Source organism: Achromobacter sp. E1 (assembly GCF_037039475.1).
Lineage (GTDB): Bacteria > Pseudomonadota > Gammaproteobacteria > Burkholderiales > Burkholderiaceae_B > Achromobacter > Achromobacter mucicolens.
The window spans coordinates 4,811,167-4,835,811 of record NZ_CP146253.1 but is presented as its reverse complement, the minus strand read 5'-3'; the positions used below and the strand labels follow the sequence as shown (position 1 = coordinate 4,835,811).

Annotated in this window: 25 protein-coding genes and 2 pseudogenes; 14 read left to right on the top strand and 13 right to left on the bottom strand. The window is 65.9% G+C overall.

The genetic code is table 11. The features are described from left to right. The first annotated feature begins 142 nt into the window (after window positions 1-142). The 5 genes from hisD to V6V88_RS22505 all read left to right on the top strand — a co-directional run bounded on the left by hisD (window position 143) and on the right by V6V88_RS22505 (window position 5,116). On the top strand, window positions 143-1,462 hold the full coding sequence (hisD, locus tag V6V88_RS22525; RefSeq protein WP_279213805.1) for a histidinol dehydrogenase: 1,320 nt from the start codon (window positions 143-145) through the stop codon (window positions 1,460-1,462). Continuing rightward, complete coding sequence (locus V6V88_RS22520; protein ID WP_338616408.1) at window positions 1,459-2,226, top strand: SDR family oxidoreductase; 768 nt, start codon at window positions 1,459-1,461, stop codon at window positions 2,224-2,226. The genes hisD and V6V88_RS22520 overlap by 4 nt, the downstream gene beginning before the upstream one ends. Next, window positions 2,223-3,236, top strand: a complete 1,014-nt coding sequence (locus V6V88_RS22515; RefSeq protein ID WP_062839839.1) for a LacI family DNA-binding transcriptional regulator — start codon at window positions 2,223-2,225, stop codon at window positions 3,234-3,236. The genes V6V88_RS22520 and V6V88_RS22515 overlap by 4 nt, the downstream gene beginning before the upstream one ends. 79 nt (window positions 3,237-3,315) lie before the next feature. Next, the gene (locus tag V6V88_RS22510; RefSeq protein WP_338616407.1) at window positions 3,316-4,302 is read left to right on the top strand and encodes a tripartite tricarboxylate transporter substrate binding protein; all 987 of its coding nucleotides are present in this window, start codon (window positions 3,316-3,318) and stop codon (window positions 4,300-4,302) included. Window positions 4,303-4,327: 25 nt separating this feature from the next. Continuing rightward, window positions 4,328-5,116 (top strand): aldolase/citrate lyase family protein, encoded by a 789-nt coding sequence (locus V6V88_RS22505; protein WP_338616406.1) that lies wholly within the window; start codon window positions 4,328-4,330, stop codon window positions 5,114-5,116. 21 nt (window positions 5,117-5,137) lie between these two features. Here V6V88_RS22505 and V6V88_RS22500 read toward each other — a convergent pair whose 3' ends face one another. The 3 genes from V6V88_RS22500 to V6V88_RS22490 form a co-directional block, all read right to left on the bottom strand. Beyond that, window positions 5,138-6,742: a hypothetical protein gene (locus tag V6V88_RS22500; protein ID WP_338619697.1), complete on the bottom strand. Its 1,605-nt coding sequence runs from the start codon at window positions 6,740-6,742 to the stop codon at window positions 5,138-5,140. A 2-nt stretch (window positions 6,743-6,744) separates the two neighbouring features. Continuing rightward, window positions 6,745-7,659 (bottom strand): hypothetical protein, encoded by a 915-nt coding sequence (locus V6V88_RS22495; RefSeq protein ID WP_338616405.1) that lies wholly within the window; start codon window positions 7,657-7,659, stop codon window positions 6,745-6,747. 117 nt (window positions 7,660-7,776) lie between these two features. Then, entirely contained in the window at window positions 7,777-8,235 is a 459-nt protein-coding gene (locus V6V88_RS22490) for a hypothetical protein (protein ID WP_338616404.1), read from the bottom strand. 266 nt (window positions 8,236-8,501) lie between these two features. On the opposite strand from V6V88_RS22490, the gene V6V88_RS22485 reads away from it, so the two are divergent. Genes V6V88_RS22485 through V6V88_RS22470 form a run of 4 tightly spaced genes read left to right on the top strand, consistent with a single transcriptional unit; the run spans window position 8,502 to window position 12,090 of the window. After that, window positions 8,502-9,086 (top strand): hypothetical protein, encoded by a 585-nt coding sequence (locus tag V6V88_RS22485; RefSeq protein WP_338616403.1) that lies wholly within the window; start codon window positions 8,502-8,504, stop codon window positions 9,084-9,086. A 49-nt stretch (window positions 9,087-9,135) separates the two neighbouring features. Beyond that, window positions 9,136-9,801, top strand: a complete 666-nt coding sequence (locus V6V88_RS22480; RefSeq protein WP_338616402.1) for a sigma factor-like helix-turn-helix DNA-binding protein — start codon at window positions 9,136-9,138, stop codon at window positions 9,799-9,801. Beyond that, the gene (locus tag V6V88_RS22475) at window positions 9,801-10,418 is read left to right on the top strand and encodes a hypothetical protein (protein WP_338616400.1); all 618 of its coding nucleotides are present in this window, start codon (window positions 9,801-9,803) and stop codon (window positions 10,416-10,418) included. Before V6V88_RS22480 ends, V6V88_RS22475 begins: the two co-directional genes overlap by 1 nt. A gap of 34 nt (window positions 10,419-10,452) precedes the next feature. Then, the gene (locus tag V6V88_RS22470) at window positions 10,453-12,090 is read left to right on the top strand and encodes a caspase family protein (protein WP_338616398.1); all 1,638 of its coding nucleotides are present in this window, start codon (window positions 10,453-10,455) and stop codon (window positions 12,088-12,090) included. Between the two features lie 15 nt (window positions 12,091-12,105). On the opposite strand, the gene V6V88_RS22465 is transcribed toward V6V88_RS22470, so the two are convergent. The 9 genes and pseudogenes from V6V88_RS22465 to V6V88_RS22425 form a co-directional block, all read right to left on the bottom strand. After that, a complete protein-coding gene (locus V6V88_RS22465; RefSeq protein WP_062839794.1) occupies window positions 12,106-12,900 on the bottom strand; it encodes an SDR family oxidoreductase in 795 nt (264 codons plus the stop codon). An 18-nt stretch (window positions 12,901-12,918) separates the two neighbouring features. Beyond that, window positions 12,919-13,425, bottom strand: a complete 507-nt coding sequence (locus V6V88_RS22460; protein ID WP_056325881.1) for a 2,4'-dihydroxyacetophenone dioxygenase family protein — start codon at window positions 13,423-13,425, stop codon at window positions 12,919-12,921. 22 nt (window positions 13,426-13,447) lie between these two features. Then, window positions 13,448-14,467, bottom strand: coding sequence for a substrate-binding domain-containing protein (locus tag V6V88_RS22455; protein WP_062839792.1), 1,020 nt, complete (start codon window positions 14,465-14,467; stop codon window positions 13,448-13,450). A 59-nt stretch (window positions 14,468-14,526) separates the two neighbouring features. Beyond that, complete coding sequence (locus V6V88_RS22450; RefSeq protein WP_223572729.1) at window positions 14,527-15,057, bottom strand: VOC family protein; 531 nt, start codon at window positions 15,055-15,057, stop codon at window positions 14,527-14,529. A gap of 9 nt (window positions 15,058-15,066) precedes the next feature. Next, window positions 15,067-15,831 carry an SDR family NAD(P)-dependent oxidoreductase gene (locus V6V88_RS22445; protein ID WP_280003657.1) on the bottom strand — a complete coding sequence of 255 codons (765 nt, stop codon included), beginning with the start codon at window positions 15,829-15,831 and terminating at the stop codon, window positions 15,067-15,069. A 51-nt stretch (window positions 15,832-15,882) separates the two neighbouring features. After that, complete coding sequence (locus tag V6V88_RS22440) at window positions 15,883-16,845, bottom strand: tripartite tricarboxylate transporter substrate binding protein (protein WP_338616395.1); 963 nt, start codon at window positions 16,843-16,845, stop codon at window positions 15,883-15,885. Between the two features lie 118 nt (window positions 16,846-16,963). Beyond that, window positions 16,964-17,407 carry a nuclear transport factor 2 family protein gene (locus V6V88_RS22435; RefSeq protein ID WP_338616394.1) on the bottom strand — a complete coding sequence of 148 codons (444 nt, stop codon included), beginning with the start codon at window positions 17,405-17,407 and terminating at the stop codon, window positions 16,964-16,966. A 416-nt stretch (window positions 17,408-17,823) separates the two neighbouring features. Next, a complete protein-coding gene (locus V6V88_RS22430; RefSeq protein WP_280003660.1) occupies window positions 17,824-18,771 on the bottom strand; it encodes a sensor domain-containing diguanylate cyclase in 948 nt (315 codons plus the stop codon). Window positions 18,772-18,895: 124 nt separating this feature from the next. Then, window positions 18,896-19,186: pseudogene (locus tag V6V88_RS22425) on the bottom strand (substrate-binding domain-containing protein); the annotation flags it as partial. Between V6V88_RS22425 and V6V88_RS22420 the strand changes: the two are divergent. From V6V88_RS22420 to V6V88_RS22400, 5 genes and pseudogenes are all read left to right on the top strand, one after another. Beyond that, window positions 19,185-19,376, top strand: a pseudogene (locus V6V88_RS22420) (enolase); the annotation flags it as partial. The pseudogenes V6V88_RS22425 and V6V88_RS22420 overlap by 2 nt on opposite strands. A 335-nt stretch (window positions 19,377-19,711) precedes the next feature. After that, window positions 19,712-20,857, top strand: coding sequence for a muconate/chloromuconate family cycloisomerase (locus V6V88_RS22415; RefSeq protein WP_062839785.1), 1,146 nt, complete (start codon window positions 19,712-19,714; stop codon window positions 20,855-20,857). A 37-nt stretch (window positions 20,858-20,894) separates the two neighbouring features. Continuing rightward, window positions 20,895-21,830, top strand: a complete 936-nt coding sequence (gene catA / locus V6V88_RS22410) for a catechol 1,2-dioxygenase (RefSeq protein WP_338616393.1) — start codon at window positions 20,895-20,897, stop codon at window positions 21,828-21,830. A 134-nt stretch (window positions 21,831-21,964) separates the two neighbouring features. After that, window positions 21,965-23,263 (top strand): MFS transporter, encoded by a 1,299-nt coding sequence (locus V6V88_RS22405; RefSeq protein ID WP_062839833.1) that lies wholly within the window; start codon window positions 21,965-21,967, stop codon window positions 23,261-23,263. Window positions 23,264-23,275: 12 nt separating this feature from the next. Further along, the gene (locus V6V88_RS22400; protein ID WP_338616392.1) at window positions 23,276-24,055 is read left to right on the top strand and encodes a 1,6-dihydroxycyclohexa-2,4-diene-1-carboxylate dehydrogenase; all 780 of its coding nucleotides are present in this window, start codon (window positions 23,276-23,278) and stop codon (window positions 24,053-24,055) included. A gap of 19 nt (window positions 24,056-24,074) precedes the next feature. On the opposite strand, the gene V6V88_RS22395 is transcribed toward V6V88_RS22400, so the two are convergent. Further along, window positions 24,075-24,533: a response regulator gene (locus tag V6V88_RS22395; RefSeq protein ID WP_338616391.1), complete on the bottom strand. Its 459-nt coding sequence runs from the start codon at window positions 24,531-24,533 to the stop codon at window positions 24,075-24,077. Between the last annotated feature and the right edge of the window lie 112 nt (window positions 24,534-24,645).

Below are 24,645 nucleotides of genomic sequence, written 5' to 3'. Positions count from 1 at the left end.
GCGCCGGGCGGCGCGGCGGTCATCGATGCGGAATCCCGTGAGTGTATCGAAAGGTCCGGGTTTCTCCCTATTTGCATACGTATGCAAGGATTTGAAAGTGCCCTCCATCGAAGAACTTTCCACACTTGCAGGACCCGAGACCATGATCCGTTATCTGAAGCGCGGCCGGACCGCCGCCGTCAAGACCGAAGACGACGCCAAGGTGCGCGCCACCGTCGAAGACATCATCCGCGACATCGAAACCCGGGGCGACGAAGCCGTGCGGGATTACAGCCGCAAATTCGACAACTGGGATCCGGCTGACTTTCGTCTGTCACGCGCCGAGATCGAGGCGGCGCGCAAGCAGTTGTCGTCGCGCGAGATCGAAGACATCGCGTTTGCGCAGAGCCAGGTGCGCAACTTTGCGCAGATCCAGCGCGATTCGATGCGCGACGTTGAAGTGGAGACCTATCCCGGCGTGGTCCTGGGCCACAAGCATGTGCCGATGAATGCGGTGGGCTGCTACATTCCGGGCGGCAAGTATCCGCTGCTGGCCTCGGCGCACATGAGCGTGCTGACCGCCAAGGTCGCAGGGGTCAAGCGCATCGTGTCCACGGCGCCGCCCTATCAGGGCAAGCCGCATCCCGCCATCGTGACCGCCATGGACATGGCGGGCGCGGACGAGATCCTGGTGCTGGGCGGCGTGCAGGCCGTCGTGGCAATGGCGGTGGGAACCCCCAGCGTGGCGCCTGTGGACATGCTGGTGGGGCCCGGCAACATGTTCGTGGCCGAAGCCAAGCGGCAGTTGTATGGCCGGGTCGGCATCGACCTGTTTGCCGGCCCCACCGAAACGCTGGTCATCGCCGACGACAGCGTGGATGGCGAATTGTGCGCGGTCGACCTGCTGGGTCAGGCCGAACACGGTCCGACGTCGCCGGCCGTGCTGCTGACGAACAGCGAACAGTTGGCCCGCGACACATTGGCCGAGGTCGAGCGCCAGCTGACCATCCTGCCCACGGCCGAGATTGCCGCCAAGGCCTGGGCCGATTGTGGCGAAGTCATCGTCTGCGACACGCTTGAGGAAATGCTCCAGGTGGCCGACGACCTGGCGTTCGAGCACGTGCAGGTCATGACGCGCGACCCGGATTACTTCTTGAACCGGATGACGAACTACGGCGCGCTGTTCCTGGGACCCCGCACCAACGTCAGCTTCGGCGACAAGGTGATCGGCACCAACCACACGCTGCCGACCAACCGCAATGCGCGCTACACGGGCGGGCTGTGGGTGGGCAAGTTTCTCAAGACCTGCACCTACCAGCGCGTGCTGACGGACGCCGCCAGCGTGACGATGGGCGAATACTGCTCGCGCCTGTGCCACATGGAGAACTTTGCCGGCCACGGCGAACAGGCCAACATTCGCGTGCGCCGCCATGGCAATCGTCCTGACCTGCCGTGGTATCAGCCGGTGGAGGCGCAGGCATGATGGCGCTACCCAAAGGACCGGACTTCCGGGTGGACGGACGCCGCGCCCTGGTGACGGGCGGCAGCGGCGGCATCGGACTGGCGGCGGCCGCCGCGCTTGGCCGGGCGGGCGCGCATGTCACGGTGGCGGCCCGGCGCGAGCCGGAACTGGCGCAAGTGTGCGAAGCCTTGCGGGCCGAAGGCATCGGCTGTGCGCCGCTGGTGCTGGACGTGACGGACGCCGCGGCCGTGGATCAGGCGGTCGCGCACGGCGAGCCCTTTGACATCCTGGTCAACAACGCCGGGATGAATCGTCCCAAACCGCTCATCGATCAGTCCGACGAGGACATCGACGCCGTGCTGGACTTGAACGTGAAGGCGGCCTTCTACACCAGCCGGGCCGTGTCGCGCCGCCTGCTGACGGAAGGCCGTGCGGGATCGATCATCAATGTGTCCTCGCAGATGGGGCACGTGGGCAGCCCCCGGCGCACGCTGTATTGCGCCAGCAAGCATGCGCTGGAAGGCATGACGCGCGCGCTGGCTTGGGAGCTGGGCGCCGCCAACATTCGCGTGAACACCGTGTGCCCGACTTTCATCGAAACGCCCATGACGGCGGGCATGCTGGAGCAGCCCGGGTTTCGCGACTGGGTTTGCGCGCGCAACGCGCTGGGCCGCGTCGGCCGCCTGGACGAGGTGATGGGCGCGATCGTGTTCCTGGCCAGCGATGCCTCCAGCTTGATGACGGGCAGCGCGCTGATGCTGGATGCAGGATGGACCGCGGCATGAGGACCGCGCCCCGTGCGCAGGACGTGGCGGATCTGGCGCAGGTGTCGCAGTCGGCCGTCAGCCGCACCTTCACGCCGGGCGCCAGCGTGTCCGAAGCCACGCGCCGCAAGGTGTTGGCCGCCGCGCAAAAGCTGGGTTACCGGCCCAACGCGTTGGCCCGCAGCCTCATCACGCGCCGCAGCCGCATCGTGGCGCTGGTGATGAGCTACCTGGAAAACCAGTTCTATCCGCTGGTCATCGAACGGCTGTCGCAGAAGCTGCAGAAAGAGGGCTACCACGTGCTGATGTTCATCGCCGAGGTGGACGAGGCGGCCGATGGCGTATTGGCGGAGATTCTGCAGTACCAGGTGGACGGCATCGTGATGGCTTCCGCAATGCTGTCGCCCAACGTGGCGCGTAGTTGCGCCGAGGTTGGGGTGCCCGTGGTGCAGTTCAATCGCGTCTCCATCCTGGGCGGGCTGGCGCGCCACGCCAGCAGCTCGGTCACATCCGACAACTACGCGGGCGGCCAATTGGTGGCGCGCCTGCTGGTCGAACGCGGTTATCGACGCTTCGGCTTTCTGGCGGGGCTGGAGGATTCGTCCACCAGCATTGAACGCGAACGGGGATACCGGGACGCCTTGCGCGCGCTCGGCCACGACTTAGCCTGCCGCGAAGTCGGGCACTACGACTTTGATCTGGCCCAGGCGGCGGTGCGGCGGATGTTTGCCGCGGATGCGCCGGACGCGCTCTTCGCCGGCAACGACCACATGGCGATCGCGGCGCTGGATGTACTGCGCCACGAGCTGGGCCTGCGCGTGCCCGAGGACGTGGCCGTTGTGGGGTTTGACGACGTCCCGCAGGCCGCGTGGGGCGCGTATCGCCTGACTACCGTGCGTCAGCAGGTCGAACCCATGGTGGACGCCACCGTCGACCTGCTGCGCGAACAGATGCAGGCCGAGCTGCGGCCGCGCGACATCGTCGTGCCCTGCGGCCTGGTCGAACGCGCGACGGTCCGGGCGGGACCCTGACACACACTTTTCCCCTTTTTCCGGCACTACCCAAAAAAGCGCGCGCAGACCGCGCTCATCGACTCCAGGAGACAAACGCATGCGCAGCATTTTCGTCCGTACCCTGACCGCCGTTGCGGCGATCGGGCTGACCGCCAGCATGGCGCACGCCCAAGGCGGCGCGCCCGCCTGGCCCACCAAGAACATCCGGTACATCGTGCCGTTCTCGCCGGGCGGCGTATCCGACGGCGTGGCCCGCCTGATGGCCGAGCAACTGAGCGCCCGCCTGGGACAGTCGGTCATCGTCGAGAACAAGCCGGGCGTCTCCGGCATCGTGGGCACGCAACTGGTGGCCCGCGCCGAGCCGGATGGCTACACCATCATGGGCGGCACCATCACCACGCACGCCGTCAATCCGTTCTTCATCAAGAAGCTGGACTATGACCCCGTCAAGGACTTCACGCCGGTCGGGCTGGTTGGCATGGTCAGCAACGCCCTGGTGGTGCGGGCCGACAGCCCGTTCAATACGGTGCAGCAGGTTATCGATGCCGCGCGCGCCGATCCCGACGGGCTGACCTACGGCACGGCCGGCGCGGGCACGTCGCAGCATCTGTCCGGCCAGCTGTTTCAGTCCATCTCGGGTACGCGCTTGCGCCAGATCGTCTACAAGGGCGGATCGCAGTCGATGGTGGATCTGATCGGTGGACAGATCGACATGGTGTTCGAAACGGTCGCGGCCGCGCGTCCGATGATCGACGCCAAGCGGGTCAAGGTGCTGGGCGTGACCAGCGCCGCGCCGTTGGCGGACCTGCCCGGCGTCAAGCCGCTGGCTGACCTGGGCTTGCCCGGTTTCGCGATGCAATCGTGGCAGGGCATCTTCGCGCCGGCGGGAACGCCCGCGCCGGTCGTGGACCGCCTGGGCCGCGAGATCGCGGCTATCGTCAACAGCCCGGACGTGCGCGCCAAGCTGCTGACGTTGGGCGTTGCGCCCGACGGCCGCGGTTCGGCAGAATTCTCGAAGTTCCAACGCAGCGAAATAGAAAAATGGGGCAAGGTGATCAAGGACGCCGGCATTCAGGCTGACTGACCCCGCCCCGACACAGGAGACTTGCATGACCGACCCCCGCTTCCCGCTGGACGGCCGCCTGCCGGACATGCTGCGCAGTGGCAAGCCGCTGCGTGGCCTGTTCAACGGACTGCCCAGCCCGGCCATCGTCGAGATGTGCGCGTATGCCGGCTTTGACTTCATCATCCTGGACAACGAGCACGGCTGTGCCGATTTCGGCATGACCGAACACATGCTGCGCGCCGCACGGGCCACGGGCATCGTGCCGATCGTGCGCTGCTTTGAGCACGACTTGCCGCGCATCCTGGACATGGGCGCAAGCGCCGTGCAGGTGCCGATGGTGGAGACCGCTGAGCAGGCGCGGCGTCTGGCCGGCATGATCCACTATCCGCCGGTGGGCCGCCGCGGCAGCGCCTTCAGTACGCGCGCGGCGGGTTACGGGGCTTTCGGCGGCGCGGGTCACACGCAGCGCAGCAATGACGGCATCGGCTTCATCGCCATGATCGAAACGCCCGAGGCCATTGCGGCGGCGGGCGAGATTGCGGCGGTGGATGGCGTGGATGCGGTGTTCATCGGGCCCAATGATCTGGCGCACGCGATGGGCCACGGCAGCGACTGGAATGCCGAACCCGTGCAACGCGCCATCGAGGCCGGGTTGCGCGCCATCGCCGGGGCCGGCAAGTGCTCGGGGATCATCGCGCTGACGCCGCAGGACGAAGAAAAGTACGGGGCAATGGGCGCGCGCTATTTTGCCAACGTGTCGACCAGCATCATCACCCGCGCGCTGGCGCAGGCAGCCTCCGCCGGGCGCGAGGCGAAGCCGCCCGCCTATTGACGGTATCCGGCCATCAGGCAATCAGCCCGCATTGCCGTGATACCCGAACCGGAAGCTGCCCAGCACGTAAGTGCGCACGGCCTCGTTGAAGGGGTAGGTGTAGGCTTGCCCCACGACGATTACATGCGCCACGTTGGCCAGCACGCGGCGGCGCAGCGCCTGGCCGATCGATTCGTCATCGCGGCCGCCTTCCACGCGCGACATCTGCTGGAAGAGGTCGCTTTGCGTGACGCCATTCTGCATGAACGAGAACGCGGTCCAGACGCAGGCCAGCGTCAGGACCAGGGCCAGGCCCGCGGCCCGCGTCGCGGTGCGCCCCGGCTGCTGGCCGGCGGGCGTGCGCAGCCAGACGATGAGCTTGACGATCAGGTACAGCAGCTTGCCAAAGTGGCCCACCGCGCCCAGCAATGAAAACAGCAGCGCGACCGGCGGCACGATCGCCGCGCGCGCGGCGTCTTGGCCCAGCTGGTAATGCTGGCCGCCGCGCGAAAAATCCGCGCTGCTTGCCGAAAAGCGCGGCAGGGCATCGTCCACCGCGCGGTCCAGCATGCCGTCGTACAGCCGCTTGAAGCCGGCGGCGTCGGTGTAGTTGGGCGCGACGTTCATGGTGGCCGGCACCATCAAGGTCTGGCGCAGCAGCTTCTGCACGCCGGGCCGCGCCACGAAATCTTCGTACGACAGGCCCGGTGGGATGGCGTCGCCTTCGACGTGCACCGTGCGGCTGCGCATCGTTTTCCAGTATTGCTGCGCGACGGCTTCGTTGAAGGTGGCGCGGTCGTGCGGCTGCCAGCCCGCAGGCACGGGAATGCGCTTGCGCACGTCCTGCACCACGCGGCCTTGATAGCGGGCGGGCACGCTTTCCGGGGTCCAGCCGCGGCGCGACAGGTTGCGGCGGTAATCGCCCCAGGCGCGGTCCTGTTCGCGCGCAAGGCCGATGTCCGATGCGACCGGCACACCCGCATATTTCTTCCAGCGCTCGGCGACGGACTGCATCACGCTGGTGTAGACCTGGTGATACCCCCGAATGCCCGGCGCCGTCATGCGGACTTCGCGGTCATCGAAGGTGAAGGTCTTCATCTGGCGTTGCAGGTCGGCGCGGATGACCTGCCGCTTCTTGGGTTCGACCTTGTCGTCCAGATTGTCGATGTTGGACAGCAGCACCTGGAACACCGCCAGGAGCGCCTTGCCTTCGGGGCGCGCGTAGACGCCATCGTCGACCAGCCCATCCAGATGCAGGTCGCCCTGCACGAGCGATCGTTGCAGCAGTCCGGCGTTGGTGGCAACGCGGCGGAACTCGCCGTCGCGCGAGTCGACCAGCACGTTCACCATCATCTTGATGGCGCTGAAGACGACCAGCGCCGTCACGACGCAGGCAACGGCAATCTTCAGGGATGACGGCCGGCCGCCGGTGGCAAGCCGCCGCGCCAGCATCAGTTGCAGCACGACCAGCGCCGCGGCGATGCCGGACAGGGTTCGGCCGAAGAATTCCAGCTCCTCGATGTCGTGCGGCGTCGCGCGGCTGCCCACCACATCGAGCAGCCGGGCGTTGAAGCCAAGTTCAAAACTCAGGTAGATGACCGTCAGGACGATCAGGAAGAGGATCTGGCGAATCTGGGCTTGGCGCACGTTCAATCCCTCAGATCCAGGCGGGTCGAGGTGATTTCCTCGTCGGGCAGATCCAGCTTGGCGGGCGTGCGCGATGCCGTGCCCGAGCGGGCCGGCGCGGGCCTGTCGCCCGCCGGCACGCGTTGCGGGGGCGGTGGCACGACGCGGCCTGCGCTGGCCGCGCCGCTGGCCGTCTGGGTTTGCACCGCTGCGGGAGCGTCGGGGGCGGTGCGCCGGTTCGGCCGGTTGCCGCTGGCGGGCTTTGCCGCCTTGCCCGGCCGGGCGTCCGGCGCGGCGGGCGGCGGATAGACGCCATGCAGCCGGATCGAATCCATGTACCCGGGCGGATACAGCGACTCGTCGGCAAACGGCTTGGCGCGCGGATTCAATCCGGCCACGGCCTTCACGTTGCCGCGGCGCATGCGCCCGTCCTGCGTGTAGACGAAGCGTTCGATCGACGAGCCCTTGGGGAAGTCGAAAGTCATGGCGCTGCGGTCATCCTGGACCAGCACGACCGGCCGGTCGCGGCAATTGCCCACGTCCCACGACAGCACGTCGGACCCTTCGATGGCCAGCACGCTGTAGCGGTAATCGCAGTTGCGGCGCTGGGTCTCGATCACGACCACCGTGCGCGAGCCGACGTTCTCGGTGCGCGCGATGCGCGCCGATTCCACGTTGTTGATCGGCACCACGCGCTGGTTACCCGACAGCTTGACCGAGAAGTTCTTGCCTTCGCGCCGCAAGGTGCCCAGCCCGCCATCCTGCAAGGGAAACTGGCCGATCTCGGTGCCGAACAGGGCGGCGGTGTCCACGCCGTACACGAGGTTGCCCCGCGAATTGGTCTTGACGGCGCAGGCGGACAAGCCCGCAAGGAGCAGCACGCTGGCCGCAAGACGAAGGAGCAACGAACGGGAATCGGACAGGCGCATCGACATCATGTTGGAGGCAGAAAAAATTGGCGCCTCTTGGGCGCCATTTTCATCAAAGCCCTGCAATGTATCGCAAAGTTACAACGCGGGGCCAGACTTGTTTCAATTGCGCGGCGCGGGCCCGCCTCAGTTGGCGGACTGCTTGAACTCCATCGACAGTTTGACCAGTTCGTGCACGCCATGGCGCACGGCCGACACGCAGCGCGCCGCGATGCCGCGCAGCAGCGCAAGGTCGGGCAGCGTGTCGGGGGCGGCCACGAAGCTCTCCACCGATGCCGACACGCGTGCGGGGCGGTCGGCGCTTTCGGCGGCCAGCGTCAGCTTGATGGCCTTGCAGCGGTTGTTCACGACGTTGATGACCTCCAGGAACTGGTCGCGCGTCAGGTCCAGTTCGTCCGCCTGCACGAAGCTGGGGTAGACCAGGCGCAGGAACTCGGGGTCTGCGTCGCTCAGGCTGAAGTACATGATGCCCAGATCGGGATGCTTGAAGACCACGTCGCCTTGATCGTCCTGGCTGGCGACCAGGCCCAGTTCTTCTTGCACGAGGGTCTGGTACAGGGCGGACAGCGGGGTAGGGGTGGACATGTTTGAAGGCTCCGTTCTTGATGGTGGGAAATATCGGCGGGTGGAAGTGGCGGTTTGCTTTCCAGCAGGCGGGGCTGAAAAGGCGAGCCCTTCACCATGGCTACGCGCCGATTCGGAAAAGGTTCGAAAAAAGTTGGGGCGAAGCATAAACCGGAACCCGAAATGGCAATCGCCAAACAAGACCCGCAAAAAAAATCGAACCTTCTGTTCGGCCGCGCGTAGCGACAAGTACCGGCCTTCGCGCCTCACCCTCACAAGGAAAGACCATGCAGGACAAAGCACAAGACGTATTGGCGCAGGCCAGAACCCATGCGGCGCGTTGGACGGCGATCGCGGCGCGGCGCGTCAACCGCGGCGACGCGGCGGGCGCACTGCTGTTCCTGCTGGGCTCGACGCTCTTTGCCGTCATTACCGTGCGCATGATGGGATCGGCCGCCAGCCTGAGCTTCTACGACATGCTTCGCCTGCAGAACGGCGCCAGCCTGCAGGGCGCAATCGCCGGGCAGGGGGCGGGCGCGGGCGTGTATGCCGTGTTGTGGCTGCTGGCGGTTGCAGGGCCGCTGCTGCCTTCGCTCATGCAACATCGCGCGGCGCGCCTGGGCTATTTCGCGCCGCTGGCGTTGTGGGCCATTGCGCTGGCGGGCGTGGTTTCGCAAGTGCGGGAAGTCATGGACGCGACGCGCCAGTTCGCGGGTTTCATGGGCAGTTCGCGCGCCAGCCGCAGCTTGGCGGGCGACATGGCGTCCAACCTGTGGAACAGCCTGTCGTTCGGATTCGGCTTCTATCTGTGCGCGGCCATCGCCATCGCCTTTACCGTCCGCGGGATCGCCGCGATGCGCCGCCGCGCTTGATTTTCCGCCCCTGCGCGGCTAAGGTGCCGCAGCTCCCAGAATCCGAATCATGAACACGCTCGATTCCAAGCGTTACGTCATCAATAACGTCGACGCGCTGCTGCGCATCCTGCACGCCGACCCGCGCTACGCGCTGGCGTTTCGCAACAAGGCCGAGCAGCACATCACGCTGAAGCTGCGCAGGAAGTTCTTCAATGCACCGCCGGAAGGCGTGGTGGATGCGTTCAATAATGCGCTCATGAAGTTCCTGCAGACGCGCACCTTCAAGGACGAAGCCCTGTTGCACGGCCAGCCCGAGGGCGGATGGACGGCGCACGAGCTGGCGGTCAGCAAGCTGGGCGGCTACCTGTACCGCGGATCGCTGCATGAATTGATCCAGATCCATCGCCGCACGCGACACGAAGTGCGCTGGACTGGCCCGCAGGGCAATGAGGAAGGGGAGGACGCGGCGCTCGGCGATACGCGGCACGTGGCCGATCCGTCCGAGTTCAACGACCCGGCGCGCGCCTACGAGCATCTGTCGATCATCAAGCGCATGCGCGATTGCATCAACAAACTCAGCGACACGCTGCGCACCACCATGTTCCTGTATCTGGACGACATGCCGATGGAACAGATCGCGCGGCAGCAGGACCTGCACGTGCCCACCGTCAAGAGCCGCCTGCACGCCGCGCGCAAGCTGGTGACCGACTGCACGCGTAAAGGAATGGACTGATGATTCCCGAAGACCGAGTGCTGACCTATCTGTCGGGCGACATGGATCCGGATGCCCGCCGGTCCTTCGAAGCGGACCTCGCGCGCGATCCAGCGCTGCGGGCAGAGCTTGAGGCGTGGCGCAACCTGGCACAAGCCCGCCAGCTGGCGCACAACGAGATCGGGCAGGCCGAGCGCGATGCCGCCTTTCTGCGCGCGCTGGCGCAGCGTCCGCGGAACGCGCCAGCCTCCCGCGCGCGCCGGCTGTGGCAGTGGCTGTGGCCCACGCCCGCCAGCCCCTTGATGCCATTGGGCTGGGCGCTTGCGATCGTGCTGTCCGTCATGGTGGCGCAACAGGCGCCCGTCGGTCCCGACGTTGGCGGCGCTGCGCCCGATGCGGTGCTGACGCGCGGGGGCGCCTCGTGCCCGCGCCTGGTGGTGGACCTGCCCGACGCGTTGACCGCCCGGCAACTGCGCAACACCCTGTCCCAGTACGCCGTGTCCATCGTCGACGGCCCCGACGCCGATGGCCGTTACGTCCTGGCCGCCTCGCGCGAGTCGTCGCTGCGAGACGCCGCGGCGGCGCTGGGCGCGCTGTCCGCCACGGCAGCGCCGGCCGGCGCCTGCCCCACCCCTTGAAGCCCCCCCTTTGAAGCCCCGTTTGCGAACCCTCATGACGCGCATCGACCCACCCGCCCGTGCCAGCGCACCCATTTCGCGCGCACACCCCCTCATGCGGCGGCGTCTGCTGACGGCGTTGCTTGGCGCCGCCCTGAGCGGCGGACCGGCGACCGCCGTGTGGGCGGCGGGCAGCAACGCCAGAGGGCTGAACAATCGGAACATGGTGGACGACGACCCGCCGCCGTCCGCCGCGCCGTCGCACCCGCCCGCCACGCCCGCGCCGGCGCCGGATGACGACCCCGCCGCCAGCGCGGCGGCGTCCAACGCCGAATCCGATGCGGCCTCCCAGGCGGACCGCCAGGCGGCGTCCAATCCGGCTGCCGCCCGGCGCCGTTACGCGCTGGTGATCGGCAACGCCCGCTACGCCGTGCCGGCCAACGCGCTCGTCAACCCGGTCAACGACGCGCGCCTGATCGCCGAGGCGCTGCGCCAGCGAAGCATCGATGTGACGCTGCTCACGGATCTGACCACCGCGCAGATGGAAGCCGCCGTCGACGAATTCGCCGATCGCGCCGCCGGCGGGGATCTGGCGCTGATGTACTTCGCGGGACACGCCGTCGCCGTGGACGACGTGAACTATCTGTTTGGCGTGGACCTGCCGTTGCCGCTGGGCGACGTGCGCATCCGCACGGCGCAGCAAAGTTCGCTAAGCCTGAGGCGCGTGTCGCAGGCGCTGCGGCGCGCCAACGTGCGCGCCCGCCTGATGGTGCTGGACGCCTGCCGCACCAACCTGACGCGCGGCACGCCTGCCGCCGGCCTGGTGCATGCCGTGCCCGCGGGCGGGGAGCTGATCGCGTTTTCGACGCAACCCGGGGCGACCGCCGAGGACGGCTTCGGCAATCAAGGGCCACGTCACAGCCCTTATGCGTACTACTTTGCGCAGGGCCTACGCGCGCTGCCCGGCACGGCGCCCGTAGAGACGTTCTTCAAGCAGTTGACCGCCGACGTGCAGGTAGCCACCGCCTACCGGCAGATTCCGCACTACGCCAGCAGCCTGGTCGGCACGGTGACCTTCACGACGCTGGCGGACGGGCAGACGCCCGCGACGCCGGGCGGATCCGGCGGCCAGACCGCGCAGGGCCGTGGCCCGTCGCCCACCCTGGGCCGCGACCTGATCAAGGCGCGCATGAGCGCATGGGAATACGAGATCGAGCGGGGCGCCCAGTATGTGGATGAACCTCGCCTCGCGTCGCTGCAGGCGCGCGCCAAGGCGGGCGACGTGGTCGCCATGACCACCTTGGGCCTGATCGCCGAGAACGGCGAGCACGTGCAACAGAACTACCCCGTCGCCGCCCGCTGGTACCAGCGCGCCGCCGACCAGGGCTTCGCACCCGCGCAGACCTACCTGGGCGAACTGACCGGCATGGGCCGCGGCGTGCCCAAGAACTACGCCGTGGCCGAACGCCTGTTCCGCGACGCGGCCGAGGCGGGTCACCGGCGCGCGGCGCTGGACTTGCTGGACGTGCGCGCGCGCATGGGCGAACCGATCGACCCGCGCGAATGGGCCCGGGTGCTGCAAGACGCCGCGCTCAATCCCGTGGGCTTTCCGATGCCGGGCGGGGCGCCCATCCAGGGTCTGCCGGACATGCCGTGGATGCGCGCGCTGGGCGTGCGTCCCGGCCAGCCTTGACAGCGCGGACGCCGGTCAAAGGCTGGATCCCCCATCGACCACCATCAGGCTGCCCGTGATATACGCGGCTTCGTCGGACGCAAGAAAGAGCGCCGCATTCGCGATATCCCAGGGACTTCCCTGGCGGCCCATCGGGCATCGGGCGTCGCGCGCTTCATGGCCTTGCGCGGCAGCGTGCGCCGATGAGTAGAGCGCGTCCGCATGAGGCGTCCGGATCATGCCGGGGATGATGCAGTTGCAGCGGACCTGATCGGCTGCATACTGGCGGGCGATGACCCGCGTCATGTGATTGACCGCCGCCTTGGCGGTGCTGTACGAAAGAAATTGCATCGGACTCCATTTCAGACTGGCCGTCGACGAGACATTGACGATAGAGCCCCCGCCGCGCGCTTTCATTTGCGGCAGAAAGGCGCGCGCCATGGCCATGGACCCGCGTACATTGACCGTCATGACGCGATCCCATTCGTCATCCTGCACCGCAAGCAGGTCGCCCTGGATCTCGATGCCGACGTTGTTGTGCAGGATGTCGATGCCGCCAAAACGATGCGCGATGTCCTGCGCGGCGTGGCCGATCCGGGCCGAATCGGTGACGTCAAGTTCGATGGCATGTGCCGCACCGCCCTCCGACAGAATTCTCTCGACCGTCTCCTGGGCGGCCGGCAAGGACCGGTCTGCGCAGATGACCGTTGCCCCTTCCTGGGCAAACCGGATCGCACAGGCGGCGCCATTGCCGACCAGATCGGGTGACGAGAATGCGCTTCGCAATGTGCCTGCGCCGGCGACCAGGGCAATCTTGGATTTCAACCGCATGGCTGATGGTCTCCGGGTTCAATCTCGCGTGAACTCGGCGCCGCCCTTCGGACGAATGTATCGGGGCAGCGGCAAGCCGGCCTTCCTGGCCGCATCGATGATCGAGTCTTCGATGGCGCCCGCATCGCGAATGTTCGCGAACTGGCCATCAATGAAGTTGATGTTGGCGCCGAATACCACCATGAATCCCTCGGCAGGTTCAGTGGCGGTGTCGGGCACGGAAAAGGTGTGGACGGAGCCGCCGGGTTCGTACAGGTAACTGCCGGCTGTCTGCGGGTCGTTCGGATATTCGAGATAGTTCCACTGGCCCTTCGTCGTAAAGAAGTGGACGACACCGGTGTGGAAGTGAGTGGGAAGTCGAGTGCCCGGCGCAAACTTTCCGTACAGAACCCAAACGCCGTTTTCTCTATCGAGGAAGAGCGGAATGATCGAGGAGCCGGGTGCCGCGCCAGGAAGCTGCACGCCGTCTTCGATGTTGACGGTCAGCAGACGGTCTTGGTGGGTTTCTGTGTACGGAAGCGTCATGGAATTTTCCTTGGGTGAAGGGTCAACTGGGCGCCACGGGAGCGCATGACTCACGCAGTATCAGTTGTGTTTTGATGACAATGCGATCGCCTTGCTCTGAAGAAGTCTGACGATCCAGTTGCTTGAGAACCTGCTGCGCCGCGCAAGTGCCCATCGCCTCCAGATCCCAACTGAGCGAGGTGATGGAAGGGCTGAACAGCCGAGACAGGTCGGTATCGCCGATGCTGATGACGCTGATGTCGTTCGGCACCGAGTCGCCGGTGTGTCGAAGGGCTTGAAGCACGCCGGACAGTATTCGCGTACCCAGGCAGACGAAGGCCGTGGGGCGGTTGGCATGCGACAGCAGCGACATGGCCTCGGCGAATGCAAACTGCATTGCTGACTGTTCGGCACGGATCAGTGCCGGGTCCGGCGAGATGCCGTGCACGTCGTAGGCATGACGAAAGCCCGCGATGCGTTCCTTTCCCGTACGCAAGTCGGTTCCTGGCGTAAGCAGGGCGATCCGCCGGTGACCCAGGTTGAGCAGATATTGCGTTGCCTGGAATGCCCCAGCCGCGTGATCCACATGGATACCAACGGAGGACGTACCGAACTCCCGATCCAGCGCCACGACCGGAATTTCCTGCGATAGCGCGTCGATGAGATCGGCTGACTCTCTTTCGCAGGGCCCGAGGATCAACGCGTCAACCCGGCGTCCACGAAATATCTCGATCAATGACGCTTCACGCCGCCGCTCGTTGTGGGTGCTGGCCACCAGCAGCGAGTAGCCCTCCGCCTGTAGCGCCGATTCCGTCGCGGTGATGATGCGTGCGTAGAGCGGATTGGCCAGATCTGACACCAGCAGTCCGATCACGCCTGAAGACTTTGTCCGCAGGCTTCTCGCGACGGCGTCCGGACGGTAGTCAAGACTGCGCGCCGCCTGTTCGACCGCAGCGATGGCTGACTCGCTGACGCGTCCTGTACGGTTGAGCGCGCGCGATGCCGTTCCCAGGGACACCCCGGCCTTCCTGGCAACATCGCGAATTGTGATCCGGTCTTTCATGATTGCGTTCTGTCCGTGCCAAAAGTGGCTAACATACACCGTCTTTGGCGCACGGCTGGCTAGGTTCGCAGTCGGATCGGCGCGGACCCGTCCCACGATTCGCTGGCCTTTCTGATCTCTTCGAAATACTCGCCTTTTCCGCCTTTCATCTCGGAGATTTCGATCATGCCGCTGGGCAGGTCGGGGTGAACAAAGTACGAGAACCGGCCGCGCGTTCCCATCCGGCCTCCATGGCCTTCCACATAGCCGCGAGCGCTCAGGTGGGCGCAAAAGTCGTCAAAGTGGTCCAGCGTCCAGAACGCCACGTGTTGAGCGCATTCTCCGCCTGTGCGCAGGGAGTCCAGATACAGCGACGGCGCGTCATCCCGTTGCTGTATCAGCTCAATCTGTAGTGGCCCCGTATTGGCCAACGCGATGGAGAGGCGGGGAGGGCGGGATTGCTTGCCCTGGTAGCGGAACTCGGTGGTTCCCACTTCCTCCTTGTAGAACCACGGTCCCACGCCCAGCACGTCAGACCAATGCATCATGGCCTTCTCTATGTCGCGAACCACGTAGCCCACCTGCCGGACTCCCCCCAGGATCTTGCTCATGCTGTTTCCTTAATTCATGTGTGCGCCGCCGTTGATGTCCAACGTCGTGCCGGTGATGTAGGTTGAGAGGTCGCTCGCCAGGAAGAGACAGCCGCCGGCGATTTCGTGTGGCCGCCCCGCCCGCCGCAATGGCCAGCCTTGAGCGGCTTCGTCCTTGCTTTCGTCCGAGCGGCCGGTTCGGGAAAAGTCGGTGGTGATGAGCCCGGGTGATATGGCGTTGACGCGGATCCTGTATTGGCCGAATTCCTTGGCCATGGCGCGCGTAATGCCCTGCACGCCGGCTTTGGCGGCGCAATAATGGGCGCCGCCAAAGATGCCGCCGCCGTTCTGGGCGGAAAGCGAGGAAATCGAGATGATGCTTCCTGCCTGCTGCCCGATCATCACTGCAATGACCGCCTGACTCAGATTGAAGACGCCGGTCAGGTTCACCCGCAGGATCCGATCGAAGTCCGCTGGAGAAATCTCCTGGAAAGACGCCTTTTGCGTGACGGCGGCATTGTTCACCAGCACGTCGATTCGGCCGCCGGCCCATTGCGCAACCGAATCGATTGCCGCGCCGCATTGCTGGGCGTCGCCGACATCGCAGCCTAAAGCGATGAGTCGGGATTGCGGCGCGCCGATGTCTTCGGCGGCCTCGCGTAGGCGAGCCGCGTCAAGGTCAAGGATGGCCACGCGGGCGCCATGCTCGAGGAATAGCTTGGCGGTTGCCTTGCCGATCCCCTTGGGATGGGCGGCGCCGGATATGACGGCGACACGGTCTTGAAGCAGGTTCATTGAGGTCTCGCGAAAGCGGCGACGAGCTCGCTCGTCGCCGTGGAGATGCAGTTACTGGGGCTTGATGCCGGCGTCGCGGGCCACGGCTCGCCAGGCTTCGATATCAGCGATGTTGGCCTTTTCGTGCGCCGGTCCGGGAACGTAATTTGCCGTGATGCCCAGTCCAAGCAGCTTGTCCTTGACGTCCGGTTCCTTGAGCACCTTTTCCAGCGTGTCGGACAGCTTTGCAACGATAGGCGCAGGCGTTCCGGCCGGAACGTACATGGCCCAGTTCAACTCGCGATCGAAGTCGATACCCTGTTCCTTGTAGCTCTGGATGTCCGGCACACTGGGCGATCGCTGGGTACAGACGGCCAAACCCTTGACCTTGTGCTGCGTGACCATCGGGGTCGCTGTGGCCATATCGACGAATCCGACGTCGACATGACCGCCCATGATGTCGGTCATGATCTGGGTGGTTCCCTTGTAGGGAACATGTTGCAGCTTCAGGCCACCCTTCTGCACGAGCACCTCTCCGCAGAAGTGGCCCGTCGAGCCGATCCCCCAACTGCCGTACTGCACTGGATCCTTGCGGGAGGCTGCCAGGTTTTTGAGTTCGGCGATGTTGTTGGCGGCGAAGTTGTTGTTAGCCACGACCATGATGGCTGAATTGCCAATGGCGCCGAGTGACGTGAAGCTCTTTATCGGGTCGTATTGCAGATCCTTGTAGACGGAAGGAGACAGGATGTGTGTCGTCATGCCGCCGATCGTGATCGTGTAGCCGTCAGGCGCCGCGCGCGCGACCGAAGCAATGCCGATGGTGCCGCCCGCGCCAGGCTTGTTCTCCACGATCACGGGTTGCTTCAGTTCGACGGCAAAGCGCTCTGCCAGGATCCTGCCCAGCGTGTCGCCGCCGCCGCCCGCGGAGAAGGGCAAAAGCATGCGGATCGGGCGATTCGGATAATCGTCGGCGTGGGCAGTTCCCATGCCGAGTACAGCGAGCAGCACGGCCGCTGCGGCGGACAGCTTCATCATTGTTGTCTCCTCGAGTTGGATTCCTGGTGCAGTGCCGGATGGCCCGCCCTGGCTGTTATGTGCAGAACAACTTCATGCTTCGCGCCTTCCCGCCTCCTGAACGGGAAAGCCTGTACTTCTACAGCAACCCGAGCGAACGCAGCTTGGCGTTTTGACAGGTATAGGGGCGCTCGCAGATCACCTTGTCCGAATTCGGCGCAAATTCGAAGGACGCGGCCATGCGCACGCGGAACGTGCGGCCGGTCGGCTCGTAGGTCTTGCCATCGACGGTGAAGGGGCCGGCGTGCGTGCCGGACAGCCAGAACTCAACCAACACGGTGTCCGTTCCGTCGGCGGCGGCAACCGCGATGATCTCGTTCTTCAAGTCCGGGAATGACGCGCGCGATGACTGGAAATACTCCATGACTTCGTTTTCGCCGTCGAAAACGGCGCCGCTGGAGTGCATTTCATAGCGCGGGTGTTCGAAGGTGTCGATGACCTTGTCCCACTCCTGTGTGCATTCCAGCTCCATGTGATCCACCACAGTCTTGACCCGTGCCGCCTGCAACTCATCGCCCTTCATTTCTGCTCCTTGTGGAAACGTTTCCGCGAATTATCATGGCGTATAAGCGGTGAAAAAATTAGGGATTACGATAATTAGTGGAAACGATAACGCACTTCGTAACGCGCAATAGGGGCGGTGGGATAGGGCGCGTCGCCCACGGCCGGGCGGAGGGCGCATTCCGGGCCCCGTCGCGTGCCATCATGTCCAGACTCAGAAATCTCTCTCTGGAGCAGCCTGACTGCACTGGTGCTTTTTTTCATCTTGATGCTGGTGGCCGTCGGCGCCATTGCCATGCAGCAGCTCTGGAGCATCAGTCGGAAGCAGGGCGCCATCTACACGGAAACGGTCATGCCCCTGCGCGTCGTCGTCGACGGCGCCCGTCAAGGCGCCACGCATTTCCGGCGCATATACGTCTACATCTGGAGGGATGGGCGCTATCGGCCCACCTGCACATGCTCCACGCGGTTGCGCCCGTAGTTCTTGGCCAGGTACAGCGCCTGATCCACGCCCTTGATGAAGTCGGCCGCCGTCACGGGGCCGGCCGGCGACACCGTGCCCGCGCCGGCGCTGACCGTGACGCGCCTGCCGTGCGGCGACAGCGCGTGGACGATGGCCTTTTTCTGAAGCTGGCGCTGGCAGCGTTCGGCGACCTTGCGGGCGACCTCGGCGTCGGCCTCGGGCAGCAGCACCACGAATTCCTCTCCGCCGTAGCGCGCAACCAGGTCGCGCGGCCCGTCCAGCGCCAGGCTCAGCGTCTCGGCGATTTCGATCAGGCACTTGTCGCCCTGCGTGTGGCCATACAGGTCGTTGTACTGCTTGAAGAAATCGACGTCGAAGAGCAATACCGACAGGGGGTGGCCCTCGCTGCGCGCACGCTCCCATTCCAGTTCGAAACTGCTGTCGAAGCGCCGGCGGTTGGCGATGTTGGTCAAGCCATCCTTGAAGGACAGCACTTCCAGCTCTTTCTGCAGGCTGAGCAGCTTTTCCTCGGTCTTCTTGCGTTCGGTGATGTCGAACATGAAGCCGATCAAGGCCTCGGGCTCTCCGGTTTCCGTGCGCACGACGTGAACCACGTCGCGGATCCAGACGTACCCGTTGTCGCGAGTCAGCGCCCGGTAGTCGGCCTCGTGGTCGATGCCGGCCTGGGACTGCGAGACGCAGAAGTTCACCACGTACTCGCGATCCTCGGGGTGCATGCGCATGGCCCAGTCCTCGACGCTGACCCAGCTGTCGGCGCGCCAGCCCAGCAACGCTTCGATCTGGGGGCCGATGTAGGCGAACTTCATGGTGGCCCAATCGATCTTCCAGGGAATCGCCTTGGTCGATTCCAGCAAGGTCCTGTACACCGCGTTGTCGTTGAGAAGCGTGCTGTCGTCGGCCATGCTCGATCCTTCGTGGATTCCGATGAACGGGCACTGTAGCCCGAAGCGTGTGGTGGCGGGAATGGGGGGAGGGCGCGATCCGGGGAATGTCGACATTCGACCCGCGCCCGCCGTGATCGCGGGGTCAGCCGCCCGTCGACTCGCGCTCGACGATCTGGAAACCCACGTCGATGATCCGCTCCTGCGTGCTCTCGCCGCGGCAGCGCGCCATCAGGATGCGCGCTGCCTGCGCGCCGATGTTCGCGCCGTCGACCTGCACGGTGGTCAGCGACGGCGCCAGATGCGCGGCAAAATCAGCGCCGCCGAACCCGCAGACCGCCAGGTCCTGCGGCACGCGTAGGCCGCGCACGCGCGCTTCGGTCAGCACGCCCTCGGCAAGCGCGTCGGCGCTACAGAAAATGGCCTGCAGGCCGGGCGCCTATCGCGACTCGGTCGCTTGCTACAACACGTTGGGCGGATTTCTGCACACGCCGCTTGAGCAACTGCTTGTGAACGCCAGCGCGTCGCGCGAGCGCGGCATTGGCGGTATCAAGTTGAAGGTCGGTCAGCCCGACCGCCAGCTCGATATCCGCCGCGTCGAAGCCGTGCGCAAGCACCTGGGCGACGACGTGCGGGCGACGGCACCTCGGACCACCTGACCGCCGAACTGTTCTGGCAAGAGACCGGCACGCTGGGCAAGATCGCGGCGAATAGATCTGGCCGGGGGGCGGGGGAGGAGGCAGTCTCAGAGCGGGTGGTCCGCACCGTGTCAAGCCTGATCGCTCCCGTCCGCTTCCAGCCCGAAATAACCTGAAAAGTATCGGTATCCGGCACAGCTTCCCTAAGCCGGGGCTTTTTATTTATGCCGTGAAGGTATCAATTCGGATTTTCAAAGTATTGGACGCGCAAAGTCGCCGGCTCTTATAAACGCCGTGTGACCACCTCTTCTACACCGCCGTCCATGCCCGCAGCCTTCATCGAACGCATCGAAACCTCTCTCGTCGACCTTCCCACCATCCGCCCGCACAAACTGTCGGTGGCCACGATGTATGGCCAGACGCTGATGCTGGTGAAAGTGTTCTGCAGCGACGGCGTGGTGGGCATTGGCGAAGGCACCACCATCGCCGGCATGGCGTACGGCCCGGAAAGCCCCGAGGCCATGAAGCTGTCGATCGACGCGTACTTCGCGCCCGCCATGATCGGGCAGGATGCCACGCGCATCCAGGCGCTGATGGCGCACCTGGGCAAGCTCGTCAAGGTCAATCACTTTGCCAAGAGCGCGCTGGAGACCGCGCTGCTGGACGCGCAGGGCAAGCGCCTGGGCGTGCCGGTCAGCGAACTGCTGGGCGGCCGCCGCCGGGACCGTCTGCCCGTGGCCTGGACGCTGGCGTCCGGCGACACCACGCGCGACATTGCCGAAGCCGAACAGATGCTGCAAGAGCGCCGTCACCGCATCTTCAAGCTGAAGATCGGCGCGCGCGATCCGAAGACGGATATCGAGCATGTGGCCGCGATCAAGCGCGCGTTGGGCGACCGCGGTTCGGTGCGGGTCGACGTGAACATGGCGTGGAGCGAAACGCAGGCGGCCTGGGCGATTCCGGCCTTGGCGCAGGCGGGTTGCGAACTGGTGGAGCAGCCGGTGGCCAGCGCCGCAGCGCTGGCGCGGCTGGTGCGCCGGTTCCCGGTGGCGCTGATGGCCGACGAGGTCTTGCAAGGCCCGGACACCGCGTTCGAGATCGCGCGCCAGCACGGCGCCGATGTCTTCGCCATCAAGATCGAGCAGAACGGCGGTCTTTTTGCGGCGCAGCGCGTGGCGGCGATTGCCGACGCGGCGGGCATCGAACTCTACGGCGGCACGATGCTGGAAGGCGCGGTCAGCACGGTGGCATCGGCCCACCTGTTTGCAAGCTTTGCCCAGCTGCAATGGGGCACGGAGCTCTTTGGCCCCTTGCTGATCACCGAGGAAATCCTGACGCAGCCGCTGGACTACAGCGACTTCGAGCTGACCGTGCCCGCCGGCCCGGGTCTGGGCATCACGCTGGACGACGACCGCGTCAAGCGCTTCACGCGCGATGGACTGGTCAAGGTAACGGACAAGAAACACTGAACACACCAAACAAACAGATAACCCACTGGAGACAGACATGAGCCTCGACGTATTCAACACGAAGGAAGTGCAGGACCTGCTGAAGGCCGCGACCAACCTGGACGGCAGCGAAGGCAACCCCCGCTTCAAGCAGATTCTGAACCGCCTGTTGAGCGACCTTTTCAAGGCCATCGACGATCTGGACATCACGCCCGATGAAGCGTGGGCGGGCGTCAATTATCTGAATCAGCTTGGCCGCGACGGCGAGGCCGCGCTACTGGCCGCCGGACTGGGCCTGGAAAAGTACCTGGACGTGCGCATGGACCACGAAGACAAGCTGGCCGGCCTGGATGGCGGCACGCCGCGCACCATCGAAGGCCCGCTCTACGTGGCCGGCGCGCCGGTGCGCGATGGCGTGTCGCGCATCGATGCCGATCCGGATGCCAACGCCGGTCCGCTGGTGATCCGCGGCATCGTGCGCGATACCCGCGGCGAGCCGCTGGCCAATGCGGTCGTCGAGTGCTGGCATGCCAATTCCAACGGCTTTTACTCGCACTTCGACCCGACGGGCGCGCAGACCGACTTCAACCTGCGCGGCGCGGTGCGTACCGGCCCGGACGGCAAGTATGAGTTCCGCACCCTGATGCCGGTCGGCTATGGCTGTCCGCCCCAGGGCGCCACGCAGCAGCTGCTGGACGCGCTGGGCCGCCACGGCAACCGCCCGGCGCACGTGCACCTTTTTGTCAGCGCGGATCAGCACCGCAAGCTGACGACGCAATTCAACATCGAGGGCGATCCCCTCATCTGGGACGATTTCGCTTACGCCACCCGCGAAGCGTTGATCCCGCCGGTGACCGACAAGACCGGCGGCGCCGAACTGGGCCTGAAGGCAGACGCGTACAAGGAAATCGTCTTCGACGTCGTGCTCACGGGTCTTGTGCAAGGCAAGGACAACCAGATCGTCAATCGCCTGCGCGCGTCCGCCCAGGCCTGATCCCGGCAGGCATCGCCGTGACGCGATGCCGCCACCCCCCCATACCGCATACCGATAACGGGCTCCGCGCGGAGCCCGGGGAGACTCTCATGGCCTCAACCCTCTCCATCCCGAGCCTGATCGATCAGGAACGGATGGGCGCCTTTCAATGGCGCGTCCTTGCCCTGTGCTTTCTGATCGCGCTGTTCGATGGCTTTGACACGCAGGCAATGGCGTTCACCGGGCCGGCGATCCTGGCGGCATTCAAGCTGCAGCCCGGCGAACTGGCGCCGATCCTGACGGCGGGCATCGTCGGCATGACGGTGGGCGCCATGACGCTGGGCCTGGTGGGCGACCGGATCGGCCGCCGTCCTGCGGCGCTGATCGGCGTGGCGGTGTTCGGGCTGGCGACGCTTGCGACGGCGGGCGCCACGCAAACGTGGCACATCCTTACGCTTCGGTTCATCGCGGGGTTGGGCATGGGCGGCTGCACGCCGATCGTGCTGGCGCTGGCGGCCGAATACGCGCCGGCGCGCCATCGTGGCTCGGTGATCACCGGCGTGCTGCTGGGCCTGCCCGCGGGCGCCATGCTGGGCGGCCTGCTGGCCGCGCGCATGCTGCCGGTGATCGGCTGGGAGGGCATCTTCATCGTGGGCGGCGTGGCGCCGCTGCTGCTGCTTGGGGCGCTGTTCGTGCTGCTGCCCGAGTCGCTGCAATTCAAGGCCATGCGCGGCGACGCGGCGGGCCAGGGATATGTCGCCCGCATTCTCGCAAAGATCTCGCGCCAGCCGCTGCCGGCCGGCACGCGCTTCACGGTGCCGGAAGACGCGACGATCCGCGCCAGCGTCAAGGCGCTCTTTGCTGACGGCTATGCCCGCAAGACGCTGGCGATCTGGTCGGTGTACCTGCTGAACTGGGTGGCGTGGTTCATGCTGCTGTCGTGGCTGCCCACGGTGCTCAAGGCGGCGGGCTTGCCGGCCGACCAGGCCCCGATGGGCACGTTCACCGTGAACCTCGTGTTCATCGTGTGCGCCTTTCCGCTGTCCTACCTGATGCCGCGCGTGTCGACGCGGTCGCTGCTGATTGCGATGTTCGCGCTGGGCATTGCGGTGGCGCTGGGGCTGGGCTACGCGGGCACGGACTGGACGCTGGTGTTCATCCTGATCGGCGCGGCGGGCCTGGGCATCGGCGGCCAGCAGCTGGCGCTGAATTATCTGGTCATCGGCGCGTATCCGACGGCGCTGCGCGCCACCGCGACGGGCTGGTCCATCGGCATCGGCCGCGCCGGCGCCATCATCGGCTCGGCCATCGGCGGCACGTTCCTGGGCTGGTTCGGACCGTCGGGCTTTTTCATGGTGCTGGCCATTCCGCTGGCGGGCGCGCTGCTGGCCGTGCTGGCCGTGGACAACCGGTCGTCACAGCCCGCGCCGGGCGAGCTGTCGCGCGCGCATTGAGGGGGAGTCCGCATGAATCGATTTGAAAATCAGATCGCGCTGGTCACGGGCGCCGCGCAGGGGGTGGGACGCGCCACCGCCAAGCGGCTGGCGGCCGAAGGCGCCACGGTCGTCCTGGTCGATCGCGCCGCCGAACTGGGCGAGACCGTGGCCCGCGAGATCCGCGACGCCGGCGGGCAGGCGTCGTTCATCGACGCTGATCTGGAAACCCATGCAGGCGCGCAGCGGATGGTGCAGTACACGATGGACTCGCATGGCCGGATCGACGTGTCGGTGCACAACGTGGGCGGCACGATCTGGATGAAGCCCTTCTGGGAATACACGCCGGACGAGATGCAACGAGAGGTAACCCGGTCGCTCTGGCCCACGCTGTGGTCGTGCCGCGAGGTGATCCCGGTGATGCGCAAACAGGGCCGGGGCGCCATTGTGAACGTGGGCTCAAACGCCACCCGTGGCATTTACCGCGTGCCGTATTCCGCGTCCAAGGGCGGCGTGCACGCCGCCACCGTCTGCATGGCGCTGGAACTGGCCGAATCCGGGGTGCGCGTGAACGGCGTGGCGCCGGGCGCCCTGGACAATGGCGTGCGCGCCATCCCGCGCATCACCGAAGCCCCTTCGGAGCAGGACCGCATCTGGCAGCGGGAAATGTATACGGATTGTCTGGCCGGAACGCCCATGCATCGCATGGGCAGCATGCAAGAGGTTGCCGCGGCGATCTGCTTTCTGGCGGCGCCCGAGGCGTCGTACATCACGGGTCAGGTGATGTACGTGGCGGGCGGGCACGTGGGGTGAGGACGCCGTTCAGGCGGCGTCATGCCGCCTGAACGAGCCGCTCCAGGCTGGCAGCACCCAAGCGGCTGAAAGAGGCCGTCAGCCGGCCCGAGCCCCCGCGCGCCGGCGACGGCGGCTGCGCCGCCTGCGTCAGGCGGCGCACCGCCTTCAGCACTTCATCCGGGATGGCCGGCTTGCGCATCAGGACCGCGCGTTCGCCGCAGGCTTCCAGCATTTCATGTTCGGGGCGGCCGCTCAGAACCAGCACGGGCGTGTCGTGCAGGTAGGCGTTTTCCCGCATGGCGGTCAGGAGGGCGCCGCCGTCCATGCCGGGCATGGACAGATCGGTGATGACGAGGTCGGGGCGTAGCGCAATCATCTGCTGCAGCGCGGTGAGTCCGTCGGTATGCGTCGTTACGTCATAGCCTTCGCTGCTCAGGAACTCGCTCATCAGGGCGACCAACGTGGGTTGGTCGTCCACCAAAAGGATTTTCTTCATGATTGTCAGTGCCGCGGACGGCTGGAATTCGGTTGTCTGCGCCATCGGCTGGCCGCGCGGTCACGCGGGCAGGGCCGGGACATGCCGGGCTAGGCGGCATCCGCGAGTAGGG